19 protein-coding genes are annotated in these 25,374 nt (G+C 67.3%); 13 read left to right on the forward strand and 6 right to left on the reverse strand.

Annotated elements, in window-relative coordinates; all coding sequences use genetic code 11:
• The first annotated feature begins 377 nt into the window (after window positions 1–377).
• Entirely contained in the window at window positions 378–710 is a 333-nt protein-coding gene (locus ACFU5M_RS12335) for a hypothetical protein (protein ID WP_379048136.1), read from the forward strand.
• A 152-nt stretch (window positions 711–862) separates the two neighbouring features.
• Window positions 863–1,072, forward strand: coding sequence for a molybdopterin-binding protein (locus ACFU5M_RS12340; RefSeq protein ID WP_379048139.1), 210 nt, complete (start codon window positions 863–865; stop codon window positions 1,070–1,072).
• A gap of 50 nt (window positions 1,073–1,122) precedes the next feature.
• Here the strand turns inward: ACFU5M_RS12340 and ACFU5M_RS12345 are convergent, their stop codons facing one another.
• Entirely contained in the window at window positions 1,123–1,626 is a 504-nt protein-coding gene (locus ACFU5M_RS12345; protein WP_379048142.1) for a hypothetical protein, read from the reverse strand.
• 648 nt (window positions 1,627–2,274) lie between these two features.
• Here ACFU5M_RS12345 and ACFU5M_RS12350 point away from each other — a divergent pair.
• Window positions 2,275–3,486: a cytochrome P450 gene (locus tag ACFU5M_RS12350; protein WP_379048145.1), complete on the forward strand. Its 1,212-nt coding sequence runs from the start codon at window positions 2,275–2,277 to the stop codon at window positions 3,484–3,486.
• A 77-nt stretch (window positions 3,487–3,563) separates the two neighbouring features.
• Here ACFU5M_RS12350 and ACFU5M_RS12355 read toward each other — a convergent pair whose 3' ends face one another.
• Window positions 3,564–4,061: a DUF1360 domain-containing protein gene (locus ACFU5M_RS12355; RefSeq protein ID WP_379048148.1), complete on the reverse strand. Its 498-nt coding sequence runs from the start codon at window positions 4,059–4,061 to the stop codon at window positions 3,564–3,566.
• Between the two features lie 364 nt (window positions 4,062–4,425).
• Here ACFU5M_RS12355 and ACFU5M_RS12360 point away from each other — a divergent pair, with 364 nt between their 5' ends.
• The 4 genes from ACFU5M_RS12360 (at window position 4,426) to ACFU5M_RS12375 (ending at window position 9,018) form a co-directional block, all read left to right on the forward strand.
• Window positions 4,426–5,247 carry an HAD family hydrolase gene (locus tag ACFU5M_RS12360; protein WP_379048151.1) on the forward strand — a complete coding sequence of 274 codons (822 nt, stop codon included), beginning with the start codon at window positions 4,426–4,428 and terminating at the stop codon, window positions 5,245–5,247.
• A 176-nt stretch (window positions 5,248–5,423) separates the two neighbouring features.
• Entirely contained in the window at window positions 5,424–6,992 is a 1,569-nt protein-coding gene (locus ACFU5M_RS12365; RefSeq protein WP_379048154.1) for an esterase-like activity of phytase family protein, read from the forward strand.
• Window positions 6,993–7,074: 82 nt separating this feature from the next.
• On the forward strand, window positions 7,075–8,154 hold the full coding sequence (locus ACFU5M_RS12370; RefSeq protein WP_379048157.1) for a saccharopine dehydrogenase family protein: 1,080 nt from the start codon (window positions 7,075–7,077) through the stop codon (window positions 8,152–8,154).
• Window positions 8,155–8,370: 216 nt separating this feature from the next.
• Window positions 8,371–9,018 (forward strand): hypothetical protein, encoded by a 648-nt coding sequence (locus tag ACFU5M_RS12375; protein ID WP_379048160.1) that lies wholly within the window; start codon window positions 8,371–8,373, stop codon window positions 9,016–9,018.
• 165 nt (window positions 9,019–9,183) lie between these two features.
• Here ACFU5M_RS12375 and ACFU5M_RS12380 read toward each other — a convergent pair whose 3' ends face one another.
• A complete protein-coding gene (locus ACFU5M_RS12380; protein WP_379048163.1) occupies window positions 9,184–9,579 on the reverse strand; it encodes a hypothetical protein in 396 nt (131 codons plus the stop codon).
• A 285-nt stretch (window positions 9,580–9,864) separates the two neighbouring features.
• Here ACFU5M_RS12380 and ACFU5M_RS12385 point away from each other — a divergent pair, with 285 nt between their 5' ends.
• The gene (locus ACFU5M_RS12385) at window positions 9,865–11,355 is read left to right on the forward strand and encodes a glyceraldehyde-3-phosphate dehydrogenase (protein WP_379048166.1); all 1,491 of its coding nucleotides are present in this window, start codon (window positions 9,865–9,867) and stop codon (window positions 11,353–11,355) included.
• Between the two features lie 125 nt (window positions 11,356–11,480).
• Here the strand turns inward: ACFU5M_RS12385 and ACFU5M_RS12390 are convergent, their stop codons facing one another.
• Window positions 11,481–12,245, reverse strand: a complete 765-nt coding sequence (locus ACFU5M_RS12390) for a potassium channel family protein (protein WP_379048169.1) — start codon at window positions 12,243–12,245, stop codon at window positions 11,481–11,483.
• Between the two features lie 366 nt (window positions 12,246–12,611).
• Here ACFU5M_RS12390 and ACFU5M_RS12395 point away from each other — a divergent pair, with 366 nt between their 5' ends.
• Window positions 12,612–13,763 carry a lipase family protein gene (locus ACFU5M_RS12395; RefSeq protein WP_379048172.1) on the forward strand — a complete coding sequence of 384 codons (1,152 nt, stop codon included), beginning with the start codon at window positions 12,612–12,614 and terminating at the stop codon, window positions 13,761–13,763.
• A 57-nt stretch (window positions 13,764–13,820) separates the two neighbouring features.
• Here ACFU5M_RS12395 and ACFU5M_RS12400 read toward each other — a convergent pair whose 3' ends face one another.
• Window positions 13,821–14,201, reverse strand: a complete 381-nt coding sequence (locus ACFU5M_RS12400) for a hypothetical protein (protein ID WP_379048175.1) — start codon at window positions 14,199–14,201, stop codon at window positions 13,821–13,823.
• Window positions 14,202–14,511: 310 nt separating this feature from the next.
• On the opposite strand from ACFU5M_RS12400, the gene ACFU5M_RS12405 reads away from it, so the two are divergent.
• From ACFU5M_RS12405 to ACFU5M_RS12415, 3 genes are read left to right on the forward strand one after another with little or no spacing between them, the layout of a single operon-like run.
• A complete protein-coding gene (locus tag ACFU5M_RS12405; protein WP_379048178.1) occupies window positions 14,512–15,921 on the forward strand; it encodes a hypothetical protein in 1,410 nt (469 codons plus the stop codon).
• Between the two features lie 56 nt (window positions 15,922–15,977).
• Window positions 15,978–17,219: an AAA family ATPase gene (locus ACFU5M_RS12410; RefSeq protein ID WP_379048181.1), complete on the forward strand. Its 1,242-nt coding sequence runs from the start codon at window positions 15,978–15,980 to the stop codon at window positions 17,217–17,219.
• Window positions 17,216–18,454, forward strand: coding sequence for a VWA-like domain-containing protein (locus ACFU5M_RS12415; RefSeq protein WP_379048184.1), 1,239 nt, complete (start codon window positions 17,216–17,218; stop codon window positions 18,452–18,454). Before ACFU5M_RS12410 ends, ACFU5M_RS12415 begins: the two co-directional genes overlap by 4 nt.
• 295 nt (window positions 18,455–18,749) lie before the next feature.
• Here the strand turns inward: ACFU5M_RS12415 and ACFU5M_RS12420 are convergent, their stop codons facing one another.
• Entirely contained in the window at window positions 18,750–24,212 is a 5,463-nt protein-coding gene (locus ACFU5M_RS12420; protein ID WP_379048187.1) for a carboxyl transferase domain-containing protein, read from the reverse strand.
• A 347-nt stretch (window positions 24,213–24,559) separates the two neighbouring features.
• Here ACFU5M_RS12420 and ACFU5M_RS12425 point away from each other — a divergent pair, with 347 nt between their 5' ends.
• Window positions 24,560–24,865 carry a hypothetical protein gene (locus ACFU5M_RS12425; RefSeq protein ID WP_379048190.1) on the forward strand — a complete coding sequence of 102 codons (306 nt, stop codon included), beginning with the start codon at window positions 24,560–24,562 and terminating at the stop codon, window positions 24,863–24,865.
• Window positions 24,866–25,374 lie beyond the last annotated feature (509 nt).

Raw genomic sequence — 25,374 nt, forward strand, 5'->3', positions numbered from 1 at the left:
GGACATCCCCGCGGCAAATCTGCGGACTAGTCCGCGAGCCCGAACGGAGCGCGCGGGTCGAGGCCTGCGCGTAGGGATCGAGGGGAGGGCGAGAACATGTGACTCGAGTCATATCGGATCAGTTGTTCGTAGGTGCCAAAGCAAAGTCGTTATGCTGTAGCATAATCACAAATTTTTGTCGGCTGCGCCGAGCGGAGTGTCTTCATCAGGGAATAGGTAGAAGCATCGGCATACCGATCGCGATGCCGTGCGCGAGCGGACATCTATCGATGAGTGCCCCGTGGACTGCACATGGCTTACATCCATCGAAATGATCGTGTCGACTGTGATGCCGGTGAGCCGGCCTGCCCGGTCGGATGGGAAGGACGAAAGACATTATGGGACTGCTGGCGAAGAAGCCGTTCGACATGGCAGGCCGGGCCGAGCAAACGCTCGTCGACGTGGAATCGGTCTTGCGGCGGGTGGAGGACACGTTCGCCAGGACCGAGACGACCCTCGACGTCGTCAGCACCACATTGACGACCGCGGCGCAGACGATGGTGGCGTCTCGGACCGCCCTCGCGGCAGTGGACGAGCGGCTCGCCGAAGTGAATGCCATGACGCGTGAAGCCGTCGCGCTGATGGAGGGGACACGCGCCCTGCTGGACGACCTGCATGCGGTAGTGGAGAAACTGGCGGCGCAACCGGTCGCCGAGGGCATTCAGCGGTAACACGGGGTCGTCCGCACGACAACGGCGATCCCGACCACCGGCCGGCAAACCGCCCACTCCAGCGGACCAATCGTCGTCGTCCGCCCGGCCACCGCTGACACCCCGGTCGGCAATCCCCACCACCCGTGATCGGGCTGCGTACCATCACCCACATGCAGCTATCGACCCGCAACCAACTCGACGGCACCGTCGTCTCCATCACTCGCGGCGAAGCCATGGCCGTAGTTCGAGTCCGGCTCACCGGCGGTGAGGAGATCACCTCCTCGATTACCCGTGAGGCGGTCGACGACCTGAAACTTGCCGAGGGCTCGGCCGTCAAAGTTCTCATCAAAGCGACCGAGGTGGCGCTCGGCGTCGAATAGCCGCGGGTATGCGGAATCGGCGATCCGGCCTTACGAGCTTGCTCGACTTATCAGCCCGTCGGTGGCCGGGCACGCTCCACGATGACCTGGTAGGGATCGTCGTAGATGATCCGGCCCGGAGCGTCGGAGCTGAGGCGGCACCATTCGATGCCGTGGGCGTCCAGGATCGCGAGATAGCCGTCCACACGCGCGATGAAATGGGTGGCCGAGGACTTGAACCACGCTTCGGCCGCCGGATGACGGGCTCGATTGTAGGGCGAGGGATCGAGGCGTCCGGGATCGGCGAGATTCTCGGTATACCAGTCATTTTCACGGCGGCGGAACCGCTCTTGCTCCGGGGTGAGGCGCCCCGACCGGGCGAGGCCGTTGATCAGGGCGAAGATTCCCGGGTATCGACCGTGTCGGTTCGGCGCCGCCGCCTGATATCGAACGAAGAGCAGCTCGGCCTCGCCGTTATCGGATGCGGAGCCATGGGCTGATGAGGGCTGGCGATGGGTATGCACGCCACGAGCGCCGTCAGCTGCGAGCCCGAAGTTCGTCCTGCGCCCCTGCACGGAATTCGGTTCCGTCCACCATGGTTCGTGTGCTTTGCGGGGCGGTCTCGGGGGAGCCCGCACCGAACGGTGGCTGGGTAGCGTATTCGGCCACCCTGATGTGCTGTCGCGCCTGACAAGCAGCCGAATGCGTACTGCCGGCCGACGAAATCCATTGCGGTGCACTGGCGATAGAGTGCCATGGCGATCTGCTCGCTGCCGTCGAGCAGGAGCGCGTCGACAGTCTGTGCGTCGCGGCCTCGCCGGGCAGCCCGGTGGGCCGAGGGAGCAAGGGCATCCAGGCAAACGCTGCGGTGGCGCCTGTCAAGACCTTCCGGTGATCAGTGGACATCTCCGCCTCCTCCACAGTCGTCGATGCCCGGTGTCGCAGTTCGACGAGAGATCCCGCATGTCACCTGCGTCGAGCTCGCAGTGATCGTAGGGCTGTGTTCGGCATCCTCGCACCGCCGATCCGATCGACAGGAGAGCCGATCGATGACCGCACCGAGGAGCGTTCGGGGCGTCATCGGTTTCGTGTCGAGGAATTCGGTTCTGAGGCACGGGGTTCCGATTCCACGCCGGTCACGGGCAGGGATTGTCCACACTCACATGCACCGCACTTCGTTCGGCATGGTGCGGCCCACCTGTTCGCGTCTATGGGGAGATATCGTGACCGAGTCCGTCAGCCGGTTGCCCACCGTCGGAGAGTCCGTCTTCGACACCTATGAGCGAATCCGCCGGCGCGGGCCGCTCGTTCCGATCGAGCTGCCCGGGAACGTCCCGGCCTGGCTGGCGGTCGGTCACCAAGCGGTGAGTGAGATCCTCGCCGCCGACGGCACGCTGTTCAGTAAGAGCGCCCGCAACTGCCCCGCACTCCACGACGGCACCATTCCCGCGGACTGGCCCCTGCGCGCGTTGACCGACCTCGACCACCTGCTCAACAAGGACGGCGACGATCACCGGCGAGTGCGCAGAACGATCGCCCGGGCGTTCACCCCCGATCGAGTAGCCGCGCTCGAACCGCGAATTCGGCAGATCGCCGCCGAACTCATCGACGACCTCCGCGATCACACCGGTGAGACCGATCTGGTCCCCCGTTTCACCACGCCCCTTCCGGTACGGGTGATCTGTGAGCTGTTCGGCGTGGCAGCCGACGAACAACCGCAGATCCGGCGCTGGACCACGACGGTGGTTTCGCACACCAGCACGGGGGAGCAGACGCAGGCGGCGGTGCAGGAAATGCTGGCCTATCTGGCCGCATTGCTCGGTCGCAAGCGGCGCACCCCCGGTGACGACCTGACCTCCGCTCTGTTGCAGGCCAACGACGAGAGCGGCTTGACCGACGACGAGTTGGTTCAGACGTTGTGGTTGGTGATCATCGCCGGACACGAGACGACGGTGCATTTGCTGGGCAACGCGGTTATCGCGTTGTGCTCGCATCCCGCGCAGCTCGCCAAGACGAGAGCCGAGGACCGATGGTCGGACGTCGTGGAGGAGGTCTTGCGTTTCCGTTCGTCGGCTTGCGTCATGTTCAATCGGTACGCGCTGCGCGATGTCACCATCGCCGGGGTCGATATCCCCGCGGGCGCGATCGTGGGCTGGTACGCCGGCGTCGGTCGCGATCTACGACGGCATCCGGACGCCGATGTCTTCGATATCGATCACGATCACCGGGACCAATTGGCTTTCGGTCGAGGACCGCACTTCTGTCTCGGCGCACCTCTGGCGCGCCTGGAAAGTCGCGTCGCGCTGTCGACGCTGTTCAACAGGTTTCCCCGGCTGCGCTTGGCGTGCGACCCGGACACCATCCCGCTCAGCCCGCAGTTCATCACTTGCGGGCCGCTCGCTCTACCTGTGATCCTCGAACCCGTAGCGAACTGAAACCGTGTCCCTGGCTGGTCGTGGACGTATCGCGAGACGGCCGGCCATAGTCTTCGCCCGACGATGGGAGCGCAGTGCTATCGCTGCGCGAGTTGTTGCGCGCTGGCATATGCGAGGTGGAGGAAGTCCGCACCGGTCAACGCGGCCAAGGCCTCGGCGACCAGGCGGGTGGCACGGGGCGCGAACACATGACCGATGGTGAAGCCGGTGATCACCCAGACGTCGAAACAGAACGGGCAGGTGAGCAGCTCTCCGATACTGTGCTTCAGTCCATCGGCGGCCTCGGGCTGTTCCATCACCTCGCCGGGACCCCCGTCACCGGTAGGGCGCGTGAACGGCGCGCGTATCGGTGCGGTGATCGCGTCCTTCGTCACGGTACGCGACAGCTTGTGTGCCGCTAGTGCCGTGACCACCAACTCCTGCGCGTTCATGGCCCGTGGCAGCCGCCGGTGGGTCAGCCTGCCGAGCAGAGCGACCACGGACACGGTGATACCGAACATGGCCATCGTAGCCAGGTAGCCGCTCATCGAGCGCGTGCCCTCGGTGCTCGGGCGTCCTTCGGCTTCTTCGTTCATGCGGGGGGCATACCCGCATGAACGACGCTGACCCCCGCGCAGCGGTAGCCGAGACAACAACCGCCCGGCTGCCGGACTCGGCACCGGAGTCTCCGCTTCGATCGGCATGATCGTCACCGGGCTACCGGTCCTCGCTTCGATCGAATCGGTCGTTGCCACCCGGCCCGGCATCATCACCGGTGCCGACCTGCCACTGCGCGGCTTCGCCGGACGCTTCAAGCTCTGCGAGGCCGTCGGCCGAACGAGATAGACCGCGCAAACCGGCGAGCCTCGTTGTGCTTCCCCATGGATACCGCCACAAAATTGGCGCGTCCCCGGATCCGGATTCCAGTTTCGGCGACACTCGCCGATAGCGTAAACCTCCATGCCGTCCTCTGGTTCGCACTCCCATGACATCCGCGCCGTCGTCTTCGACTGGCGAGGCACTCTTGTCTCCGAACTCTCCCCGCAACGCTGGACCGAGGAAGCACTGCGACGGTCGGGTCGCAGACATGACGCTGCCACCGCCACCGCTCTCTTGCAGAACATTCGAACAGCCGCCGGCCAACCCAACCGCCTGCAATCACCGCAGGGCAACACGAGCGCCGCTCGTCACCGGGAGACCTATTACGCGGTGTTCGCGGATGCCGGACTGGACTCCGACCTCGCCGATGCGCTTTTCGCAGTGGATTCCGATCCGAGCTACAACCATTTCGCTGCCGACGCTGCGGCGACTCTCACCACCCTCTTCGAGGGGGGCTACAGAATAGGTGTTCTCAGCAACATTCATTTCGACATCCGGCCGTTCTTCGCCGAGGCAGGGTTGTCCGATTTGATCGGAACCTTCGTCCTGTCCAACGAGCACGGCATTCAGAAGCCCGACCCTGCCATATTCCGGGTGGCGTGCGAGGAACTCGGTACTCGCCCCGCGCAAACCCTCATGGTCGGAGACCGGCCTTCCCGCGATGGGGCAGCCGTGGAGATCGGGATGCCGACCTTGCTCGTCCCTTCCTTGACCGATCCTCGGCAGCGTCAACTTCACCTGGTCACCAACGCCCTGGGCGCCGGCCATCTGCCGGGTTCGGCGGAGATGTCGGAACAACCGCTCCTGGACGCCGAATTCGCGGGCGCGGCGGGGTACGCCGATGTCGGCGATGGTGCTTCACCGCTGGCCCTGGCGCGGAGCGCTTTCGTTCTGCAAACGTAGACCTCGCAGCGTCATCGGGTCCGTGTTCCGATGGCCGTATGCCCCGCGAGGGATGTACCGGTGCCAGACCCGTCAAGGCCGGCGTCACGCAGAATGATCGGATGATTGTGAGCATCGACGACTCGTGTTCAGCTCGAGGCCAACTGGAGGTAGGGCTCGGACGGTACGCATCGCTGGTGAGAACGCACCGCAGTACCCGAAGCGCACTCGTCATGGTCGCCGTGTGCGCGACCGCCGTTCTGTCCGCTTGCTCGTCGTCGAGTCCGGAGGCCGACTTCACCGCCACCAGGGATCAGCCCTTGGTGATCTCGCTGGATCAGCTGCTGGCCGCGACGGGCGGCAGCGCCGCGGTCGGGATCGCCGATCCGCAGCACGGCACGATCACCCGGCGCACCGACGGTGCGGTGGTGTACACGCCGGCGGCCGGGTACACCGGTTCCGACAGCATCGCCGTGACCACTACCGACGCCGTGAAGTTGTTCACCCCCGATATTCCGCCGTTCGGTGAGTTCGGCGGCGTGAGCCTGCAAGGCAGCGGGTACGGGTCGGCGTTCACCCCGGTGCCCGGATCGACCGACGGGTTCTATGGTCTCACCGACCGCGGGCCGAACGTGGACGGCAAGGGGAAGAACGAGAAGCTGGTGCCCACACCGACTTTCACGCCCACCATTGCCGAGTTCGAATTGGTCGGCAGCCAGGCGGTGCTGAAAAGGTCGATTCCTTTGAAGGATTCGGCAGGCCGGCCGTTCAACGGCTTGGTCGATACCTCCGCCGGCACCGGCGAGACCATCCGTGACCTCGACGGCGTCATCCTGCCGCCCACCGATCACGGCCTCGACAGCGAGGGCTTGGTCGCGATGCCCGACGGCAGCTTCTGGGTGTCCGACGAATACGGGCCTTTCCTAGTGCACTTCGATGCCAACGGCACCGAGCTGGAACGGCTGGCGCCGGGTCGCGGTTTGCCCGAGGAGCTGTCGTTGCGCACTCCCAACCAAAGTATGGAGGGGCTCACCGTCACACCGGACGGCACCACCGTGGTCGGCATCATGCAGAGCGCGCTGAACGAGCCGGGTGTCGCGTCGACGCGTGAGGTGCCCATGACCCGGATCGTCACCGTGAATCTGAAGACCCGGGACGTCAAGGAATTCGTCTATCCGCTGGAGGAGCCGAAGCAGAAGCTCGCCGTCTCCGAGATCACGGCGCTGAGCGACACCACCTTCCTGGTCGACGAGCGTGACGGCAACAAAACGCCCAAGGCGAACAAGAAGCTGTGGACCATCGACATCACCGGCGCCACCGATATCGGACCGCAGGCGAAGGTTCAGGGCGCGCAATACGATCCGGAACTGGGCCTGCTGGTCGACGGTAAGCCACTCGAACTCCTCGTCGGTGCCGTGCCCACCGCCGAGGGCATCGCCACACTGCGCAACGCGGGTATCACCTCCGTCACCAAGAAGTCCAACCTGGACCTCGGCGGACTCCTGGACGGTTTGAGCGCCGACGGCAAGTTCTTCGGCCACGACAAGATCGAGGGCGTCGCCACCCGTGACGGCGGCAAGACCCTCTACATCGCTGCCGACAGCGATTTCGGCATCGAGGCCGCCACCGGCGACCGGCCGCCGTTCGGATTGAAGGCGAAACTTCTCGCCGGCGGCGTGCAGGACACGGGGGAGGTGCTGATGGTCGATACCACCAAGCTGCCCGCCGAAACGCAGACGAGAACAATGATGATCACGGTCGAATAGATCGCACGCGACGCCGCACTCGCTGCGGTCCGACCGCGACTTCACCGTGTCCACCCACCAACAGAAACGTAGGTGACTGCCAATGCCGAAAATCGTGTTGTTCGGCGCCACCGGGTACACCGGCCGCCTGACCGCCGAAGCCTTGGTCGCCCGTGGGATCGCCCCTGTGCTGGCCGCCCGCAATGCCGTGGAGCTCGAGAAACTGGCCGCCGACCTCGGCGGCGTGGAGACCGCGGTCGCCGACGTGACCGAGCCCGGCTCGGTACGGGCCCTGCTGAACCGGGGCGACGTACTGGTGACGACGGTCGGGCCGTTTCTGCGATACGGCGCACCCGCACTGGACGCGGCCGTCGCGGCGGGTGCGCACTACTTCGACTCCACCGGGGAAGGCCCGTTCATCCGCAAGGTGTTCGACCGCGACGAAGAGGCACGCAAAGCGGGAGTGGGGCTGCTGACCGCGTTCGGCTTCGACTACGTCCCCGGCAACCTGGCAGCCGGTCTCGCCCTGCGCGAAGCACCGGAAGCCGTTCGCGCGGACATCGGCTACTTCATCGCCGGCCCCGGCACCAGCGGTGGAACCCGTGCGTCCATGGCCGGGATGCTGTTCGAAAGCGGCTTCGCCCTGCGCGGCGGCCGAATCGTGCCCGAGCGGACCGGCTCACGGATCCGCACCTTCGACGTCGTCGGGCGCTCGCGTACGGGAGTATCGATTCCCGGATCGGAACATCTCGCGCTGAGCCGTGCCTACCCGCGGCTACGAGAGGCCGACGTCTTCCTGGGCCTGCCGCCTGCGGCCGCTCGTGCCATGCAGGCCGGCTCCTTTGTCACCGGCGCGGTCGCACGAGTGGAGCCGGTGAAACGGCTGGCCGAAGGCGCGCTGGAACGCGTCGTGAAGGGCTCGACCGGCGGCCCGGGGCGCGAAGCGCGCGGGCGTACTCGCTCCTGGGCGGTCGCCGAGGCACTCGACGGCACCGGCCGCGTGCTGGCGTCGGTGACCTTGGCCGGGGTCGATCCCTACGACTTCACCGCCGCGATCCTCGCTTGGGGTGCGCAGACCGCGCTGGACGGCGGCCTGCTCGGCACCGGCGCGCTCGGCCCTGTCGATGCGTTCGGCTTGGACGCGCTCACGGCTGGTGCGGCCTCTGCGGGATTCGGTCGGTAACGGGTTCGCGGTGGCGGCCGGTCCGCATCAACGGTCCTCCGCGTATCAAGGGGGTGCTGCCCGGCGAAGCGGTCTGCGCCGCCGCCACGCGCACCGCACGGGAAAGGCGGGATAGACCGGGGCTCCGGAAGCGGCAACGCTGCCGACGTGACATTTTCGCGACCATTTCGTAATGTATCGGTGACCTGTTCTCGACAGTAACCGGTAACCGACATAATGCCTGGCCAACACCGTAAACGGACCGCAGCCCGGAAGCTCACCGCGCTGGCTGCGTGTGGCATCGCGGCGACTCTCGCCGTCGTGCTGTGGGTGGCGATGCGACCGGGCGCGGTCGCTCAGCATGCCGCGGGGGTCGATTCGCCGCCGTCATCGGCCGTCGTCACCGGCCCGGCCACGACCACCACGCCGTCGACGACTCAGCCGGCGCAGGCAGCGGCGGCCGCCGCGCAACCACCACCGTCGGCAAAGAATGCCGAACAGCACCCGCCCCCACCGCCTCCCTCCGTCCCCTGTTCGACGGAACTCGTCGGCACGAAGCCACACGTGGCGAAGGTGGGCAACTTGCTCAAGAAAACGTTCGGCGTCACCGACGTCGGTGGCGCCGTCGGGCGTGGCGACGGCGACCACGGTGCCGGCCTGGCGCTCGACCTCATGACCTCCGATTCCGCGCGGGGCGACGCGATCGCCGAATTCGTGCTGGCCAACAAGCAGCGTTTCGGCGTGACCTATGTGATCTGGCGGCAGCGGTACAACGACGGCAGCGGTTGGTCGTACTTGGAAGACCGCGGAAGCCCGACCGCGAATCACTACGACCATGTCCACGTGTCATTCGAGAGGGTGGCCGAAGTGGACGTCACCTGCTGAGTACGCCACCGCCGATGCCCTTGGCCTCGGTGGCGGTCTTACTCGTCGCATGCGCTCGAAACTCGTCCCGCGGCAGACGAATATCACCCTTCGCTTCGGTTCGGCCGAGCCACGGTGGCTCGCCCGAACCAGGCCGCGACGATGTTCGGCTGCCCCGGGTACCTATCAGGGGACCGTGACCGTCACAGGTTCCGAGAACGGCATCCCGCCGGTGGAGGTGTCATCGAAGCAGCCGCCCCGGGCGCTGATGGTCGTGCCCGGTTCGAGTCCCTCCAGCGTCGTGGTGACGGTCTGGCCGGGGCCGGCCAACGATTCCGGTGCGCTGTTGCCGAAGAAGCGGTGGTTGTTCTCGGGGCCGACACCGGCTTCCGCCCAGCACCGGCCGGTGTCGTTGGGATTGTGCAGGGTCGCGGTCACGGTTCCCGGCGCGGTGCCTGCGAAGGTGACCTCAGGAGCCTGCAACGGTGTTTGCGCGCTCGCCGGCGCGGCGACCGGGCCGAACGCCACAAGCGCGACCGACGCGGCCAGCAGGATGGGTCCATTGATTCGCTTATTTGTCACGGGACCGACCTTATCGGAATCATGCGTCCCAATGCTCGTATCCGCCAATCGATTACGAGCCCGTTCGACCAGCCGGACCAGCAGTCGGCGAGTTCCTGAGCCGTCCAGCTGTCGGCAGCCCCCGCAGAGGCGCCCGTGACGGCGGAGATCGCGCAGTCCCGCTGCCGGCGCTCGATCGAGCGTCACGACTTCGCGATCTCACCAGGGGGTATCCGGCCTCGGTGATATCGCGGCCCTCACTAGCATCGATACCGCGAACAATATCGAGGAATCCGAGGATCTGCGTTGACTACCGAACAACTTGACCGCTGGAATGCCCAGGAAGCCGCCGCTGAGGCGATGATTCCCATCATCGGCACGTTGTATCGGGGGAAAGGGGTGACGATCCTGCTGCACAGCCGGTCGCTGGTGAACAAGTCGGTGATCAGCATCCTGCGGACGCACCGCTTCGCGAGGCAGATCGAGGGCGAAGAGTTGTCGGTGGATCAGACCCTTCCCTTCCTGCAAGTACTCAGCGAACTGGATCTGGGGCCCTGCAAGATCGATCTCGGTCAGCTGGTCATGACCTATCGCGCCGACGATCGCGGACTCTCGATCCGCGAGTTCACCGCTGCTGTGCTGGCCGAGGTGACCAATGGCAACAAGGCTCAGTCGCCGGCCCCCAGGGATGTCGTCCTCTATGGCTTCGGTCGCATCGGTCGTCTGGTCACCCGCCTGCTGATCGAGAAGGCGGGATCCGGCAACGGATTGACCCTGCGTGCCGTGGTGGTGCGCAGAGGGGGCGCCGACGATCTCGCCAAGCGCGCGTCCTTGCTGCGCCGGGATTCGGTTCACGGCCACTTCAACGGCACGATCAAGGTCGATGCCGCCAACGAGACGATCACCGCGAATGGGAACGTGATCAAGTTCATCTACAGCGATGATCCGACGACGATCGACTACACCGCGTACGGGATAAACGACGCGATCCTGATCGACAACACCGGCAGGTGGCGTGATCGTGAGGGGCTGTCGCAACATCTGCGCCCCGGCATCGCGAAAATCGTTCTCACCGCGCCCGGTAAGGGCGACGTTCCCAATATCGTGCACGGCGTCAACCACCGCGGCCTTGACCTCTCGCAGCGGATCTTCTCGTGCGCCTCGTGCACGACCAACGCGATTGTTCCGCCGCTCAAAGCCATGGATGACGAGTACGGCATCATCCGCGGGCACGTGGAGACCGTTCACTCGTTCACGAACGACCAGAACCTCCTGGACAACTATCACAAGGCGGACCGTCGCGGTCGGTCCGCGCCGTTCAATCTCGTGCTCACCGAAACCGGCGCCGCGTCGGCGGTCGCGAAGGCGATGCCGGATTTCAAGGCCAAGATCACCGGCAACTCGATTCGCGTACCCACTCCCGACGTATCGGTCGCTATCTTGAACCTGCAGCTCGAGCGCAAGACGACGAAGAGCGATGTGCTCGAGTACCTGCGTCAGGTTTCGCTGGCCGGGCCGTTGAGCCGCAACCTCGATTACACCGCCGCCACAGATGTGGTCTCCAGCGATTTCATCGGATCGCGCGCAGCGTCGATCATCGATGCCAATGCAACGATCGTCGAGGATGACACCGCGATTCTGTATGTCTGGTACGACAACGAATTCGGCTACTCCTGCCAGGTGGTGCGGACGGTGCAGTACATCTCGGGCATCGAGTATCCGACCTACCCGCAGGTAAGCGCTCGGCTGGAGCACACCGCCGACTCTCGGGTGCCGACCGCGACCGCCGCGCGGTGACTCGCGCGACGGGTGTCGCCAACCCTGCGCCGGGGCGTCACCGACCGGCCGCGGGAAGCAGCAGTGTGTCGCCGCGTGATGCTTTCCGCGGAGGTGGTTCGGGCAAATAGGGCGGTGACGGCTGGTCAGTCGGCCCGCACGGTATCCGGTGCGACCACAGTGGAGCGCATCGCGGCCACTTCGGCGCGCAGCGCTCGGATCTCGGCGACGAGTTCGGTCATCTCCCGGTCGGTATTCTCCACATTCGCCTCGACGCTCTTCAGCTGATCCATCACCCAACTGGTGGTGGTGCCGATCGCGAAACTGATCAGACCGATGCCGAGGGTCATCAGGATCAAGGAGATCAAACGGCCCTCGGTCGTCACCGGATACACATCGCCGTAGCCGACGGTGGTCACCGAGACCATCGACCACCACAGCGCGTCACCGAAATTGTGGATCTTGCTGTCGGCCGCCCCGTACTCCGCGTCGAAGAAAGCCAGGCTGCACAGCAGCAGGAGCAGTATCGAACTGACGCCGACGAACACCGCGAGCCTGGCTCTGGTCGTCGTGTTCCGGTTCAACGTGCCGATCACGAGCATGGCGGCGCGCAGCAGCCGCAGCGGGCGAAGCGGCGGCAACACCACGATCAACAGGTCGATCGGGTGGGAACGCAGGAACCGCAAGCGGCTCCCGGACAGCCACAATCGCACCGCGAAATCCAGCGCGAACGCCGCCCAGATCGCCACGTCGACCCGGGTGAGCCAAGCGTCGACACGAGGCGAGGCCCCGGTATCGAGCACCTGCCAGGCGTAGACGCCGAGGAATGCGACGGCCAGCACCATCATGGGAACGCCGGTCGTCCGCTCCCAGGATTCTCTGCGGGTGAACTCGGATTGTGTTTCGGGCATCGGACTACCTGTGTCGCTCAGCTGCGGCGTCGGCGACACCGCAGGTTCGGCCGGTGGGATTTCCGGGAGAGGCCGGCCGTTTCTCACGCTGATTCTCACACGGAGTCAGAGACGGTGTGCCGGCCCCGGTCGGCATTCCAGCGTGTCCACAGGGGAGCCCGGCATTCGTCCGGCGTGTCGCTGGATGTTTGCGCGTCGGGTTGGATTTGAATGCAGGCTGGCTGGTCGACGAATGCCCGCGAACTACCCGTGGAGGTCGAGATCGTGATCCGGCGGTTGTTTTGTTTCCCCGGCGGCAGGTTCAGCGGTGTAGCACGAACCCTCAGTGCGATCGGCGCTGTAACACTGGGGCTGCTCCTGGCGACGATGGCAACCGCGGAGCCACTGTATCCGCGGCCCGATCCGGACCCGTTCTATGCCGCCCCGGCGGATCTGGCGGCACACCTGCCAGGTGATGTGCTCGGTGAGCGGGCGCTGCCACCGCTGGCGATCTTCCCCGGTTCCACCGTCACGCTGGTCAAATTCCGGTCCACCAATTCCCATGGAGCGCCGATCGCGGCGATGACCACGGTTCTCACGCCGTTCGGCCGGCGGCCGGATGGGCCACTGCTGTCTTATCAGCACTTCATCAATGCGCTCGGCACCGACTGCGCCCTTTCGCACAAACTGTACGGCGACGATCTGAACCTGAGGGTGACCACGCCGATCTTGAACGTGGCGCTGGCGCAGGGCTGGAGCGTCGCGCTGCCGGATCACCTCGGACCGCAATTCGCTCTCGGGGCGGCGCGTTTGGGTGGCCAGATCGTATTGGACGGCATCCGGGCGGTGAAGCGGCTGCCCGCACTCGCCGTGGAGTCCAGCCCGACGGTGATGGCAGGCTACTCCGGCGGCGGGTTGGCCACCGGATGGGCGGCCGCGTTGCAGCCGACGTACGCACCGGAGCTGGAACTCGCGGGCGCGGCTATCGGCGGCGCCCCGATGAATCTGATGACAATGGCCGAGGCGCTGGGTTTGAACCCGCACCCTTCGTTCGGGTTGGCCATGGCGGCGGCGATCGGTCTGGAGCGGGAATACCCGGATCGACTGCCGATCAGCGCGTATCTCAACCCGCGCGGCCTTGAAGTCGGCGAGGCCATGGCCAACAGCTGCAGCAACGAAATCCTCACCGCGGGCCTGGACGGCAGCGCCCGGGATTACATCACCGACACCTCGATCTTCGACAGTCGCGAAGCCCGCTCGGTGGTGCAGGAGAACAGTCTCGAACTGTACGCCGGGGTGCCGCAAACACCGATCTTCGAATGGCATTCGCCGGAGGACCAGCAGATTCCGGTCGACGCCATCGACAACACCCTCCGCCGTTGGTGCACGGAAGGGGTGCGGGTGCAGACGCTGCGGGTGCCCGCGGCCGAACTGGGGCCCGCGGTCGAACATTTGTCGCCGGCGGTGCTGGGCGCGCCCGCGGTGATGCTGTGGCTCGACGCTCGGGTTCGCGGAGAGCCGGCCCCCACCAACTGCTGATGAGCGGCTACACGGGCACCGGTGGTGATCGCCGCGGACAATTCGGACCACCCGTGGTCATCCGGAGGTCGGGTCAGAGCCGATCGACAACCAGATATGCATCGCCGCGGCGGGTACGGCGACACCGATGACGAACGTCAGCCACAGGGCGCGCGCACCGTATCCGATCAACACGTCCCGGTTGTGGACGTGGGCCAGTCCGTGTAGCACCACCGCCCGAAAGATATCGGGCTGCCGCTCCCGCCTGCGCTGTCCGGTGCCGCCGAACGCCTCCGCGACCAGGCCGGCGCCGAGGCAGATCGTCGGCCGGCCCGCCCGGCGAATGGTGACGGCATCCCTGCTGTGATCGGAGATCGCGACAACGAACTTCGGTGGGCGCGAGGAGAGTCCGGCGATCTCGACGAGGCCGTCGACCGTAGCCCGCAGCTGGGCGGGCACCGCTCACCGAAACTGTGATCGTACCGATCGGGCACATCGCGCGCGGCTTCCTCGCGACGACCGCATCGGCTCACAGACGCTCCGGGATGCGCCGCACGGACCGCGATGCGCTCGTCGAGGTGGTAAAGGCTGTGGCTCACAGGCAGTTTCGGGGAAATCGAGCAAGCGGGGCGAAACGGGCGGGCGGCTCGGCGAAGCCGGTGCCGGACTCGCTCGACTGGCCGGCGCCGGTAAGGGGCGCTACGATCGACGCGATGACGACTCATTCTGTTCAAAGATTGGGGGTTCCATTCGTGCAAGGTGAGCGCTGATGCTCACTGACATCGCGAATGGGGACGATTCCCGCTTTTCCTTCTGGCTGCGCGTGCGTGAATTCGCCGTGCCGCCCTCCATGATCGAGACTTCTACCGCCCGCCGCCGCGTGGGGGACTGGGCCGGCGCGTGTGCCGCGGCAGGCTTCGATGTCGATTTCACTTTGCGGTCGGTCGCACGTAGCCACGGGCACGAACTCGCCGCTCGAATCCGGGCCGATCTCCGCCATCTGGCTCCTGACCTGCTGCGCTGGCATCTACCGAGGGTTGCTCCGGACGGGCTGTTGCGACCAGGTCTGACAATCGCTCTGGCGCGGTACGACACCGCTCCCGACCGGCGCGGCGGCGCGCGTGCCATGCACCTTGTCGTTCGGACCGCGCCGGCTTGGGCGGATGCCGGTCAGCGGATCAGCCTCGCGCTGTGGGATGGATCCGCCGCCTGGGCCGGTACCGGCCTGCATCCGCATCCTCGTCCCGATCGCCGTTTCCGCTTGGATCTCCATCGCCACCTGTGGGACGCGCGCAGGGCCGATGAGCTGGGGATACGGTCCGGGGCCGAACGCCACGCAGGTTGTCGCCCGAGGCTGGATTCCGAGCTGCTCGCGACGGTGCCGCAGGTTCGCCGCTGCGCCGTCGACCGATGGGCGGACGAGGCGGAGATTCTGCGCCGCGCCGAGGGACGGCGTAGCAGTACCTTCGTCGTGCGGCTCGGGGGTCGGCGACGGCTGGTACTGGACCTGGACGCGGGCCCCCGCGACGGTGTGCGGCCGCCCACGGTGCGGATCGCGTCGGGGTACCCGGTCGGCGAGGTCTCCGCGCTGCCGGTCCTGCCCGACGCGGCGACCTGGGTACTGCCCGATCTGGAACTGATCCGCACCGGCGCGCTTGCGGCCGATCGACTGCATCCGCTGGTCGCCTCGGCATTGGTACCCGACTACTCTGCGACCGATGCGCCCCGCATCCCGAGTCGGGCGGGGAAACCGCGCGTCGTGCAGTGCAGGGGAGAACAGCATCGGATCGGGCTGGCCGACGGGGTCCTGACCGCCTTGGACCACGACCCTTCCGAGATCCGGCGGGAGGAACTGCTGGTCGCCTTGACCGGTACTCCGCTGCCCTGTTTGCGGGCTATCGACGAGGCGCACCGTCATCCGGACTGCCTTGTCGGCGTCCGTGAACGTTTGGACCATGGCGACACCGCCGGTGCGCTGGCCGTCGTAGGGGGACTGCTCGGCCCCCGCGTATCACTGCGCGACGGCGCCCTGAGCGACGCACTCGAGGCGTCCGCGCAACGGCGAATCACCTACGGACTGTTCAAAGCAGGTCTGTCCGAACCCGGAATCGGCCGCATTCCCCCGGTTCGCCGTCCACGCGACCGGCGCGCGCACCCGCGCAACGCGACCTCGCGCTGACCCGGCGAACTTCGCCCACATCCACTCGACTCCGCCGACCCTAGAGGTGATCACACATGCTCGCTGCTGTCCGCACATCCACCGATCCAGCCCGCCGCTCCCAACTCGACGTCGCCGACGAGTTGCTGACTCTGCTGTGCGAGGTAACCACCGAACCACGCTCCGACACCCAACTGGAGGCCCTGGCGCTGGCCGTGGCAGCCGACCTGCCGGTTCTCCTGTGGGGCGAACCGGGGATCGGGAAGACCGCCGCCCTCACCCAGCTCGCCGCCGACCTGGACCTTCCGCTGACCACGGTCATCGCGAGTGTGCATGAGCCCTCGGACTTCTCGGGCCTGCCCATCATCGGAGACGATCCCGCGGAACACGGGGTTCCGATGGCTCCGCCGGACTGGGCCGTACGCCTCGTACGGGCCGGCCGCGGACTGCTGTTCCTGGACGAGCTGTCCACTGCCCCGCCCGCTGTGCAAGCCGCCCTGCTCCGTCTGGTCCTGGAGCGGCGGATCGGCACCGTCCAACTGCCGCCCGGTGTCCGGATCGTGGCCGCGGCCAACCCGCGATCCTCGGCGGCCGATGGCTGGGAGCTGAGCCCGCCGCTGGCCAACCGATTCGTGCATCTGCAATGGACTCATGATCACGATGTCGTCGTACGCGGACTCGGCGGGACCTGGCCCCACGCGACACTGCCGCGGCTGGCCTCGGAGAAGTTGAGCGAAGCCGTCGTTTTCGCGCGCCGCGCGGTGTGTGTGCTCCTCGCGGCACGTCCTGCTCTCGTGCATCAACTACCCAGCACCGAAACGCGCCGAGGTGGTCCCTGGCCGTCGCCTCGAAGCTGGGAGATGACATTGCGGCTGATCGCCTTTGCCACCGCGGCCGGTTCATCCCGGGAAGTGCTTTCCCTGCTGGTCCGGGGCACTGTGGGGGATGGGCCGGGCTTCGAACTGCTGGCCGGCCTGGATCGGATGGACCTTCCGGACCCGGAGGTGTTGCTCGCCGATCCGGCGGGCGCCGCGCTGCCCGAGCGCGGGGATCTGCGCCAGGCCGTCCTCGACGGCGTTGTGGCGGCAGTCCGCAAACGCCCGGAGAAGTCCCGCTGGGATGCGGCATGGGCGCTGTTGGTGAAGGCTTCGGAAACCGGAGCCCCGGATCTGATCGTCGTTCCCGCAACCACTCTCGCCGCGCTGCGCCGGGACGACTGGGACGTGCCTGCGGTGATCGAGGAACTCGCCGGAGTGGTCTCGGTGTCCCGGCAAGCGGAGCGGGCAGCCGACCGTGTCGCCGCGAAGGCAGGCCGATGACCGCGAACGCGCCAGGGGCGCTGGACCGCGACAAGCTCTTCGCCGCCCGATTGCATGCCGCCAGGGTCCGGCCCTATCTGGCGACCGCTCTGTTCGCCTTGTGCGTCGTCGAGTCGCGACGAGTACCGACGATGGGTGTGGACCGGCACTGGCGATGCTACGTTTCGCCGGCCTTCGTGGACGGAACTTCGGTGGAGGACCTGGCCTCGGTGTGGGTGCACGAGGTGTCGCATCTGCTGCGCGACCATCACGGTCGCAGTGACCGATTCGCCCGGCAGCACGACCTGACCGGCCCGGCGGAACGACTGCGGATGAACATTGCCGCAGACTGCGAGATCAACGACGACGCGTTCGGCGACGGGCTGGCCGAGCCCTGCGATGCTGTCATGCCCGCGTCGTTGGGGTTGCCCGAAGGGGAGCTCATGGAGGACTATCTGCGCAAGTTCCGGCTCGGACCGACTACGCAGGGCATAGCCTGGCTCGACTGCGGCAGCGGCGCGGACGGATTGGAACGCGAGTGGGAGTTGGGACCGGATGGTGCGGACGGCCTCAGCGAACAGGAACGAGACGCCGTCCGGTTCCAGGTGGCACAGGGCATCGTCGGCCGTCCGGGGAACGTGTCCAAAGGATGGCAGCGCTGGGCGGCGGAGGCGTTCCACCCGCCCCAGCCATGGCGCGATCTACTGGGAGCGGCCATTCGCTCAGCGGTCTGCGGCGCCGGTGCGGGCGAGGATTACACCTATGGCCGGCCGGCGCGGCGCTCGGCCGGGGTGCCCGGCGTAGTGCTGCCGAGTCTGCGGCGAACGCCACCTCGGGTCTCGGTGCTTATCGACACCTCGGGGTCGGTCAGTGACACCGAACTGGGCAGCGCGCTTCTCGAAGTGGCCGCCATCGCCCGTGCCGTGGGCGGCCGCCGCGACCTGGTCACTGTGCTGCCGTGCGACGCGGCGGCCAGGATCGTGCACCCGCTGTGCCGTGCCGAGCGGATACCGCTGGTGGGTGGTGGCGGCACGGACCTGCGCACGGGGATCGCCAAAGCGCTACGAGCGCACCCCCGCCCCGATGTCCTCGTGATTCTGACCGACGGCCAGACACCCTGGCCGAGCAGACGGCCATCGTGCCGGACAGTGGTGGGCTTGTTCCGTCGCCGGCACGCTGCTTCGTGGCGCGAACAGGATCCCGATTACATTCCGGACGCGCCGCCCGCATGGGCCCGAGTAGTCGACATCGGTTAGGTACGCACGCTACGACGAGCTCTGGAACCGAAGGTGACGGGGCTGCTGGTCGGCAGTGATGCCGGCGACAGCGGGCCGTCCGCCGACCGAGCTGACCCGCCGCATTTCGACGTCGGCGCGGCTGGTCTCGGGACAAGGGTCCGCTTTGTCGCGGGTCCAGGTGCCTTTCAAGAATTCGGTGGGTCGGGTCCTACACACCATGACCGCTCGGATCGTACCCGCCGACCGCGCGTCCGGCGGGTCGCCACCGCTCGAGGTGGGGACTCGCCGGACGCGACGGACCACGGCGGCCGGATCACCCGGCCAGGTGTGCCTCGATCGCCTCGATGATGCGCGGGCGCAGTTCGGCGGCGCGGATGACGGCGTCGACCGAACCGACCTCGACAGCGCGCCGGATATCGTGCACGCGGTCGAATTCCGCGGCCACATCGGCGAGCTTCTCCGTCCGGACAGACGACCGGGTCTCGTCGAGTTCCGCGGCCAGGGACGCGCGCTCGGTGCCGGATGCGTTCGCGGCGCGCGTTTCCAGGTCCCGCACCCGCGGATCGGCCGCGGTGCGGGTATCGACCTCACCGGCGAACACCGCCGCGGCGGCCGGGGCTCCGCCGAGCACCGAGGCGAACGAGCCCTCCAGTGCGAGCACGGTCATGTTCGGATTCAGCGCCTTCGAGAACACCACGAACGCGCCGCCGTGATACCGGGAGATCACGCAGAACACGATGGGGCCGCGGAAGTTCACGATCGCGCGCCCGATCTCGGCACCGTACTCGAGCTGCAGCTTCCGCATCGACTCCGGCGAGCCGTCGAAGCCGGACAGGTTGGCCAGGACGACCAGCGGCCGATTGCCACTGGCCGCGTTGATCGCCCGCGCGGCCTTCTTCGACGACCGTGGGAACAGCGTGCCCGCGGTGTAGGTGTCCGGGCCGTCGGTGGACGGGAAGCCGCGTCGCGGCACACCCCGCGACTCGATGCCCAGCAGGCACACCGGGATCCCGCCGAGATGCGCGTCCTGCACTACCGCGGTCTCGGCGTCGGCCATGCCCGCCCAGCGCTCCAGCACCGGGTGATCCTGATCGGACAGCGCCCGCATGACGGTCCGGATGTCGAACGGCTTCTTGCGGTCCCGGTTCTTGGCGGCGGAGAAGATCTCGCCGACCGTCGTGAAGTCGCTGTCCGCCGCGACGTGCGGGAAGTCGGAGACATCGCGATCGATGGGGTCGCTGGTTCGCGTTCGCCGCGGCGCCTGCTCGCCGGGCGCGACGTAGGTGTGGTCGTAGTGCGACATCAGCACGTCCCGCGCGGCGGTCAGGTTCGGCGCCCAGTACTGCGCCTGCCCGTTGGGGCCCATCACCCGGTCGTAGCCGCCGATGCCGAAGTTGTCCTCGGCCGACACGCCGCCGGAGAAGTCGAGCGCCTGCTTGCCGGTGAGCACCATCGCGGAGTCCGGCGTCATCACCAGGATGCCCTTGGTGTGCATGAGCATCGTCGCCTCGGCGTTCCAGTACGGCTGCGCACCGACGTTGATGCCGGCGACCACGATGTTGATCTCGCCGCCGTCCTGGGTGAATTCGACGATGCGCTTGAGCGCCGCCGCCACCCAGTCCATGTTCTCCGTGCCGGACCGCATCGAGATCCGGGCGCCGGAGGACAGTGCGTACCACTCCAACGGCACTTGCATCCGTTCGGCGAGGTCCAGTGCGGCGATCACGCGGCGGCACTCCGGTTCCGACAGCGCGCCCAGCGACTTCGTCGGGTCTCCGAGCAGCACCACCCGCGCGACGCCCTCCGGATGCCGTTCGGTCGGCGTGGTGACCACGCCCGCGACGATCGCCGCCGTGTTGCGCCCCTTGGGGCGGTCGACCGGGACCAGCACATGGTCGGCATCGAGGTCGTACTCGGCGAAATCACCGAGCAGACCGGTCAGTTCGTAGGGGTACACGGTGTTGCGGCTACTCGCCCGCAGCACTTTCTGCCGGTATTCGTCCAGTGGTTCGACCGGATCGTCGGAGGGTTCGCCGACGGTCACCTCGGTGCCGCCGGTGGCGCCGAGGGAGATTCGGACGGCGATCTTGGTCAGCTCGCCGGTCTCCGGATCCCGCTGCCGCGCGATGAGCAGGATCTCCTCCAGCCCGGCGCCCGCGGCGGTCGGCAGCACGTGGCCGCCGATCGTCTGCAACTCGGCACGGGTGACGTCGATCGGCGGCCAGATGTACATCACGATGCGGTTGGTGTTGAAGCGTTTCGCCGACGGTCGCTGCGACTGTGCCCGACGGATCGAATCGACACAGGTGGCGATGGTGCTCTCGGCCGTGGGCAGCGCGAGCAGCCTGCCGTCGTGCTCGCGCAGCGCCGCGAGGTCGCGCACCTGCGCGAACGCGATGAGGCGATCGTCGGCCGGGTTCTCCTTGGCGACACACCGGAACAGGTAGACCTCGTCGTCCGAGGACGGCAACCTGGTGAGGTCGAACTTGCGCAACCGCTCCATCTGCATCCGCTGCGCGATGTAGGGGTGCAGACCGCGGATCAGCCGCTCCTCGGCCATGCCGGTGGCCGAAGGGCGGAAGGTGAAGTGGTGGTGCATCACCGCGCCGCCGCTGCCCGCGACCGTGGCGGTGATGCGGTGCACCTGGTTCGGCCACTGGTGCCTGCCGATGGCCTCGTGCAGCGCCGCCGCCATCGCGTCGAAGTCGCCGGACTGATTCTCCCAGCTGAGGTAGATGTCGGCGTCGATGGACGCGGCACTCGCGGCCAGTTCGGTGAGCCCGTGCAGCGCGGTGTCGAGCGCGTCGAAGCTCACCGCGGTGGACACCAGGCTCGAGCCTGCTCGCTCGGCGAGCACGAATGTGCAGCCACCCACCTCGTGGGTGCGAACATCGGTGAGTCCCTTGTTGCCGTAATACCGGCGGGTCAGCACCTCGAGCATGACGGTGTGGTCGGGGTAGCCGCGCTCCAGTCGCTGGCCGAGCAGTCGCACCAGCGGTTCCGTGCTGCGCACCATGTCGGAGATGCGCTCGGCGCGATCGGGGGAGTCCGGGTGTGCGTCCAGGTGGCGCAAATGCCTGCGGACGTTGGTGTACACACGGGCGCGGTTGCGCCGCAGCAACGGTTGGCCGTACCAGGCGAACACCAGGCCGCGGGTGAGGTCGGCGATCACCGGGAAGCGCACCTGCGTCGTGGCTACGAGCCGCTCCAGCACGAGACCGACAGGCTCACGCAGCGCCCGGTCCGGGACCGGCTCCCGCAGCCACTCGCGCAGCAGCGTGGTCATGACCGCGACGGTGTCGGACGGGCGTTGCTGGGCGAGGAAGATCCGGAAGACCGCGGCTTCCAGGTCGGGGGAACGCTCCAGATCGGTGATCCCGTAGTGCCCGAGCGCGTTGGCGAGCTTGGCCTGATACGACTCGGGCAGCCCGGCCCGTTCGACGTCGAGGCTCTGCAGATAGGTATGGAAGTACTCGCGGGCGCTGTGCACATGGCCCTGGCCGCTGTCCTCGTCCCACGGCCGGTTGTGGGTCAGTTCGACGAGGTCGGCGAACACTTGCACGAGCTCGAGTTCCTCGGCCAGCGGCCTGCGGTTGTCCGCGATGGCAGCCCGGCGCGCGGTGAGGTAGCCGTCGAGCACCCGGCGGTCGTCGTGTGGGTCGACGTCGAAGCCGAGCAGCAGACTGCGCAGGTCCTGCTGACCGCGGACAGTGCGCTCGTGCGGCTCGACCTGCGCGGGCTCGCCGGGCAGGTCCAGTTCGACGGACTCGGTCGCCGCGGTGTCCTCGGCCTCGTCCTCCTCGGCGAGCGGCTCCAGTCGCAGCAGCGGCGCACCGGTCTCCACCTGGGTGCCGACGGAGACACCGCACTCCTTCAGCCGAGCGCGGAACGGCGCGCGCAGCACCGTTTCCATCTTCATGCTCTCCAGCACCAGCACCGGCGCGCCCGCCTCGACCTCGGCGCCGACCGCCAGCGGCGTAGCGACGACCAGCGCGGGCGCGGGCGAGCGGACGACACCGCCTTCGTCGCGGCTGATCCGATGCGTCACACCGTCTACGTCGATCAGGTGGATCGGCCCATGGGTGCCGGTGGTCATGCGGTAGCGGGCGCCGTTGACCACGATCTGTCCGGTGTGCCGATCGAAGCGCTCGAGATCGACGTCGGCCGTGTGGATATCGCCGCCGGCTTCGATTCCGATCCGGAACCGATGGGCACCGATGCGCGCGACGCGCACGCGGTAGCCGGCGCCGCGCAGCTTCAGGTCGAGCGGCCTGCCGCTCTCGTGCTGTACCTGAGGACGTCCGCCGGACGCCGTGGACAGCAACCGATGCCGCTCGACCCGCTCTTCCTCCTCGTAGGCATCGATGGCGGCGGCCGCAAGCGCGACGGCCGAGTGGCGATGCGAGACGAGGCGGCCCTCGCCGCGGACGCGGTCGATCCAGCCGGTGTCGGCACTGGCGTCGATCACCTCGGGCTGGTTGAGCAGGTCGAGCACGAAGCTCTTGTTCGTCGCGCCGCCCTCGATGACCACCCTGGTCTGCGCCACCGCCCGGCGCAGCCTGCCCAGCGCTTCGTCACGGTCACGGCCGTAGGCGATGATCTTGGCGATCATCGAGTCGAAGTCGGCGGGAATCGTGTCGCCCTCGCTGACGCCGGTGTCGACGCGAATGCCCGGTCCGGCCGGCAGGTCGAGGCGCGCGATGCGGCCCGGGGCAGGGGCGAAGTCGCGGTCGGGGTCTTCGGCGTTGAGCCGGGCCTCGATGGCGTGCCCGCGCTCGGCCGGGGGTTCGCCCTCGAGCCTTCCTCCGGAGGCAACGAGCAGTTGCGCCCGGACGAGGTCGAAACCGGTGGTGTATTCGGTGATCGGGTGCTCGACCTGCAGGCGGGTGTTGACCTCGAGGAATGCGAACAGCTTGTCACCGGGGTGGTAGAGGAACTCGACGGTCGCCGCCCCGCGATAGCCCACCGCGATGGCCAGCCGCTCGGCCGAGGCCTTGAGTTCGGCCGTCTGCTCGGGGCTCAGCACCGGCGACGCCGACTCCTCGATGATCTTCTGGTTGCGCCGCTGTATCGAGCAGTCGCGGACACCCAGCGCCCACGCGGTCCCCTGGCCGTCGGCGATCACCTGGACCTCGACGTGCCGGGCGCCGGTGACCAGCCGCTCCAGGAAGACCACGCCACTACCGAATGCCCGAGCGGCTTCCTGGCGGGTGCGCTCGTAGGCATCGACGAGTTCGGCCTCACCGGTGATCACCCGGATACCGCGCCCGCCGCCGCCCGCGGTCGCCTTCAGCATCAAGGGGTAGCCGATCTCGGCCGCGGACGCCAAGGCGGCGTCCACCGTCTCGACCGGACCGCGGCTCCACGGCGCGACCGGCACGCCGACCTCCTCGGCGATCAACTTCGCGCCGATCTTGTCGCCGAGCTTGCGCATGGCGTCCGGGCTGGGACCGATGAAGGTGACACCGATCTGTTCGCACAGCTCCGCGAACGCCGGATCCTCCGCGACGAAGCCCCAGCCGACCCAGGCGGCGTCGGCGCCGGTCGCTACCAGCGCACGCTCGAGCGCCTTCAGGTCCAGGTACGGGCGTTCGGACGCCGGACCGAGGTCGTAGGCGATGTCGGCTTCCCGCACGAACGTCGCCGTGCGGTCGACGTCGGTGTGCAGTGCGACGGTTTCGATCGGCAGCGCGGTCTCCGCAGCCAGATCTCGGACGGCGTGGATGAGGCGCATGGCGGCCTCTCCCCGGTTCACGATGGCTATGCGGCTGAACACTCGCCGGTTCCTTCCTCTCAGCGTTGGCCCGGTCGGGCACGGCTTGCGATTCCTCGGTCTCGCGTAGTGTGCACCTTTATCCCAGATATCTACACAGCGTGCTGGTGTTACCCGCACGTAGAGTTGGAAAGACCTCGCTCGAGGCGTCTGCGAGCGGCCGTCGTATCCGGATGATCACAGCAATCGGCATTCCGCGCCCGGCCTCGCCACCGCCACGTAACGTTCTCCCCGCAGTGTGCACGTTCTCTCCTGAGCAACCACGCAGTTTCTGCTCGCTACCGCTCGGACGGCCCGTCCGGGTGGTTACCGATTCAGACCGCACGGAACCAGGACAAGGAGATCGTCATATGAAAGCCACTCGCCTCGTTCGTCTGGGTCTTCCCCCGTTCCTCGCCGCCGCGGCGGCCCTGTTGTTCTGCCCGCCGACCGCCTCCGCGCAGGAGATGTGGAGCTACAACTGTTCGTCGCATTCGCCGGTGTGGGAAGGCCGGGTGACCGCTCTGGAGTGCACGCCGTCGAACGGTGCACCCATGAGCGGAGAGATCACGCAGCCGTTCTCGGTGAACGGCGGCGAGATCGTGAGCTGCTCGTCCGGATGGGCTCACCTTCCCGACCTGATGGGCAAGGAATGCGGGCCGGCGCCGACGCAATAACTGATCGACTGCGCCGACCAGTGGGCCTTGTCGATTCCGGCAGGGCCCACTCGCTTCCTGCTATCAGGATCGCAAGCGTGGTTCGGATCGTGCCACCTGTGCGGGTCCACCGGCAATTGCGGTGGCCAGGGGAAAATCTCACAGCAGGGGCCGAACGGCTCCTGCGTATCGGGTGACGCAACCGAGCGGCGCGGTGAACCACCGAGTGGTGAGGTGCTCGATCGATTCTCTTGCGTCGGTTGTCGGCGAGAGATCGAGGCCCGGAATAGCGGCCGGATGTTCGGGGATCGACTGTGGGATCACAACCGGTGGGCTTGCCATGGCTGGTAAATCCCGGCATTGCGCCCGGGCGCGAAGTGCGCAATCTTCAGCCTGGGATATTTCCGATCCTGACGACGAACCGATCCAGGCGATTGGTGGGGACTGGGGACTGCTCGTGAACTGCTCGCGGTCGAGGTCGCGCGTTGGCGCCTCCCGAGCTTCGGCGCGTTCGTCGTTTCCGGGACACG

Origin of the sequence: Nocardia sp. NPDC057455 (assembly GCF_042802775.1) — a bacterium.
Taxonomy (GTDB): Bacteria; Actinomycetota; Actinomycetes; order Mycobacteriales; family Mycobacteriaceae; genus Nocardia.

Excerpts from the sequence above, each read along its gene's own strand:
- ACFU5M_RS12335 (WP_379048136.1), top strand. The coding sequence starts at position 378 with ATGGGACTGCTGGCGAAGAAGCCGTTCGACATGGCAGGCCGGGCCGAG.
- ACFU5M_RS12340 (WP_379048139.1), top strand. The coding sequence starts at position 863 with ATGCAGCTATCGACCCGCAACCAACTCGACGGCACCGTCGTCTCCATC.
- ACFU5M_RS12355 (WP_379048148.1), bottom strand. The coding sequence starts at position 4,061 with ATGAACGAAGAAGCCGAAGGACGCCCGAGCACCGAGGGCACGCGCTCG.
- ACFU5M_RS12360 (WP_379048151.1), top strand. The coding sequence starts at position 4,426 with ATGCCGTCCTCTGGTTCGCACTCCCATGACATCCGCGCCGTCGTCTTC.
- ACFU5M_RS12370 (WP_379048157.1), top strand. The coding sequence starts at position 7,075 with ATGCCGAAAATCGTGTTGTTCGGCGCCACCGGGTACACCGGCCGCCTG.
- ACFU5M_RS12375 (WP_379048160.1), top strand. The coding sequence starts at position 8,371 with ATGCCTGGCCAACACCGTAAACGGACCGCAGCCCGGAAGCTCACCGCG.
- ACFU5M_RS12390 (WP_379048169.1), bottom strand. The coding sequence starts at position 12,245 with ATGCCCGAAACACAATCCGAGTTCACCCGCAGAGAATCCTGGGAGCGG.
- ACFU5M_RS12395 (WP_379048172.1), top strand. The coding sequence starts at position 12,612 with ATGGCAACCGCGGAGCCACTGTATCCGCGGCCCGATCCGGACCCGTTC.
- ACFU5M_RS12405 (WP_379048178.1), top strand. The coding sequence starts at position 14,512 with ATGCTCACTGACATCGCGAATGGGGACGATTCCCGCTTTTCCTTCTGG.
- ACFU5M_RS12410 (WP_379048181.1), top strand. The coding sequence starts at position 15,978 with ATGCTCGCTGCTGTCCGCACATCCACCGATCCAGCCCGCCGCTCCCAA.
- ACFU5M_RS12415 (WP_379048184.1), top strand. The coding sequence starts at position 17,216 with ATGACCGCGAACGCGCCAGGGGCGCTGGACCGCGACAAGCTCTTCGCC.
- ACFU5M_RS12425 (WP_379048190.1), top strand. The coding sequence starts at position 24,560 with ATGAAAGCCACTCGCCTCGTTCGTCTGGGTCTTCCCCCGTTCCTCGCC.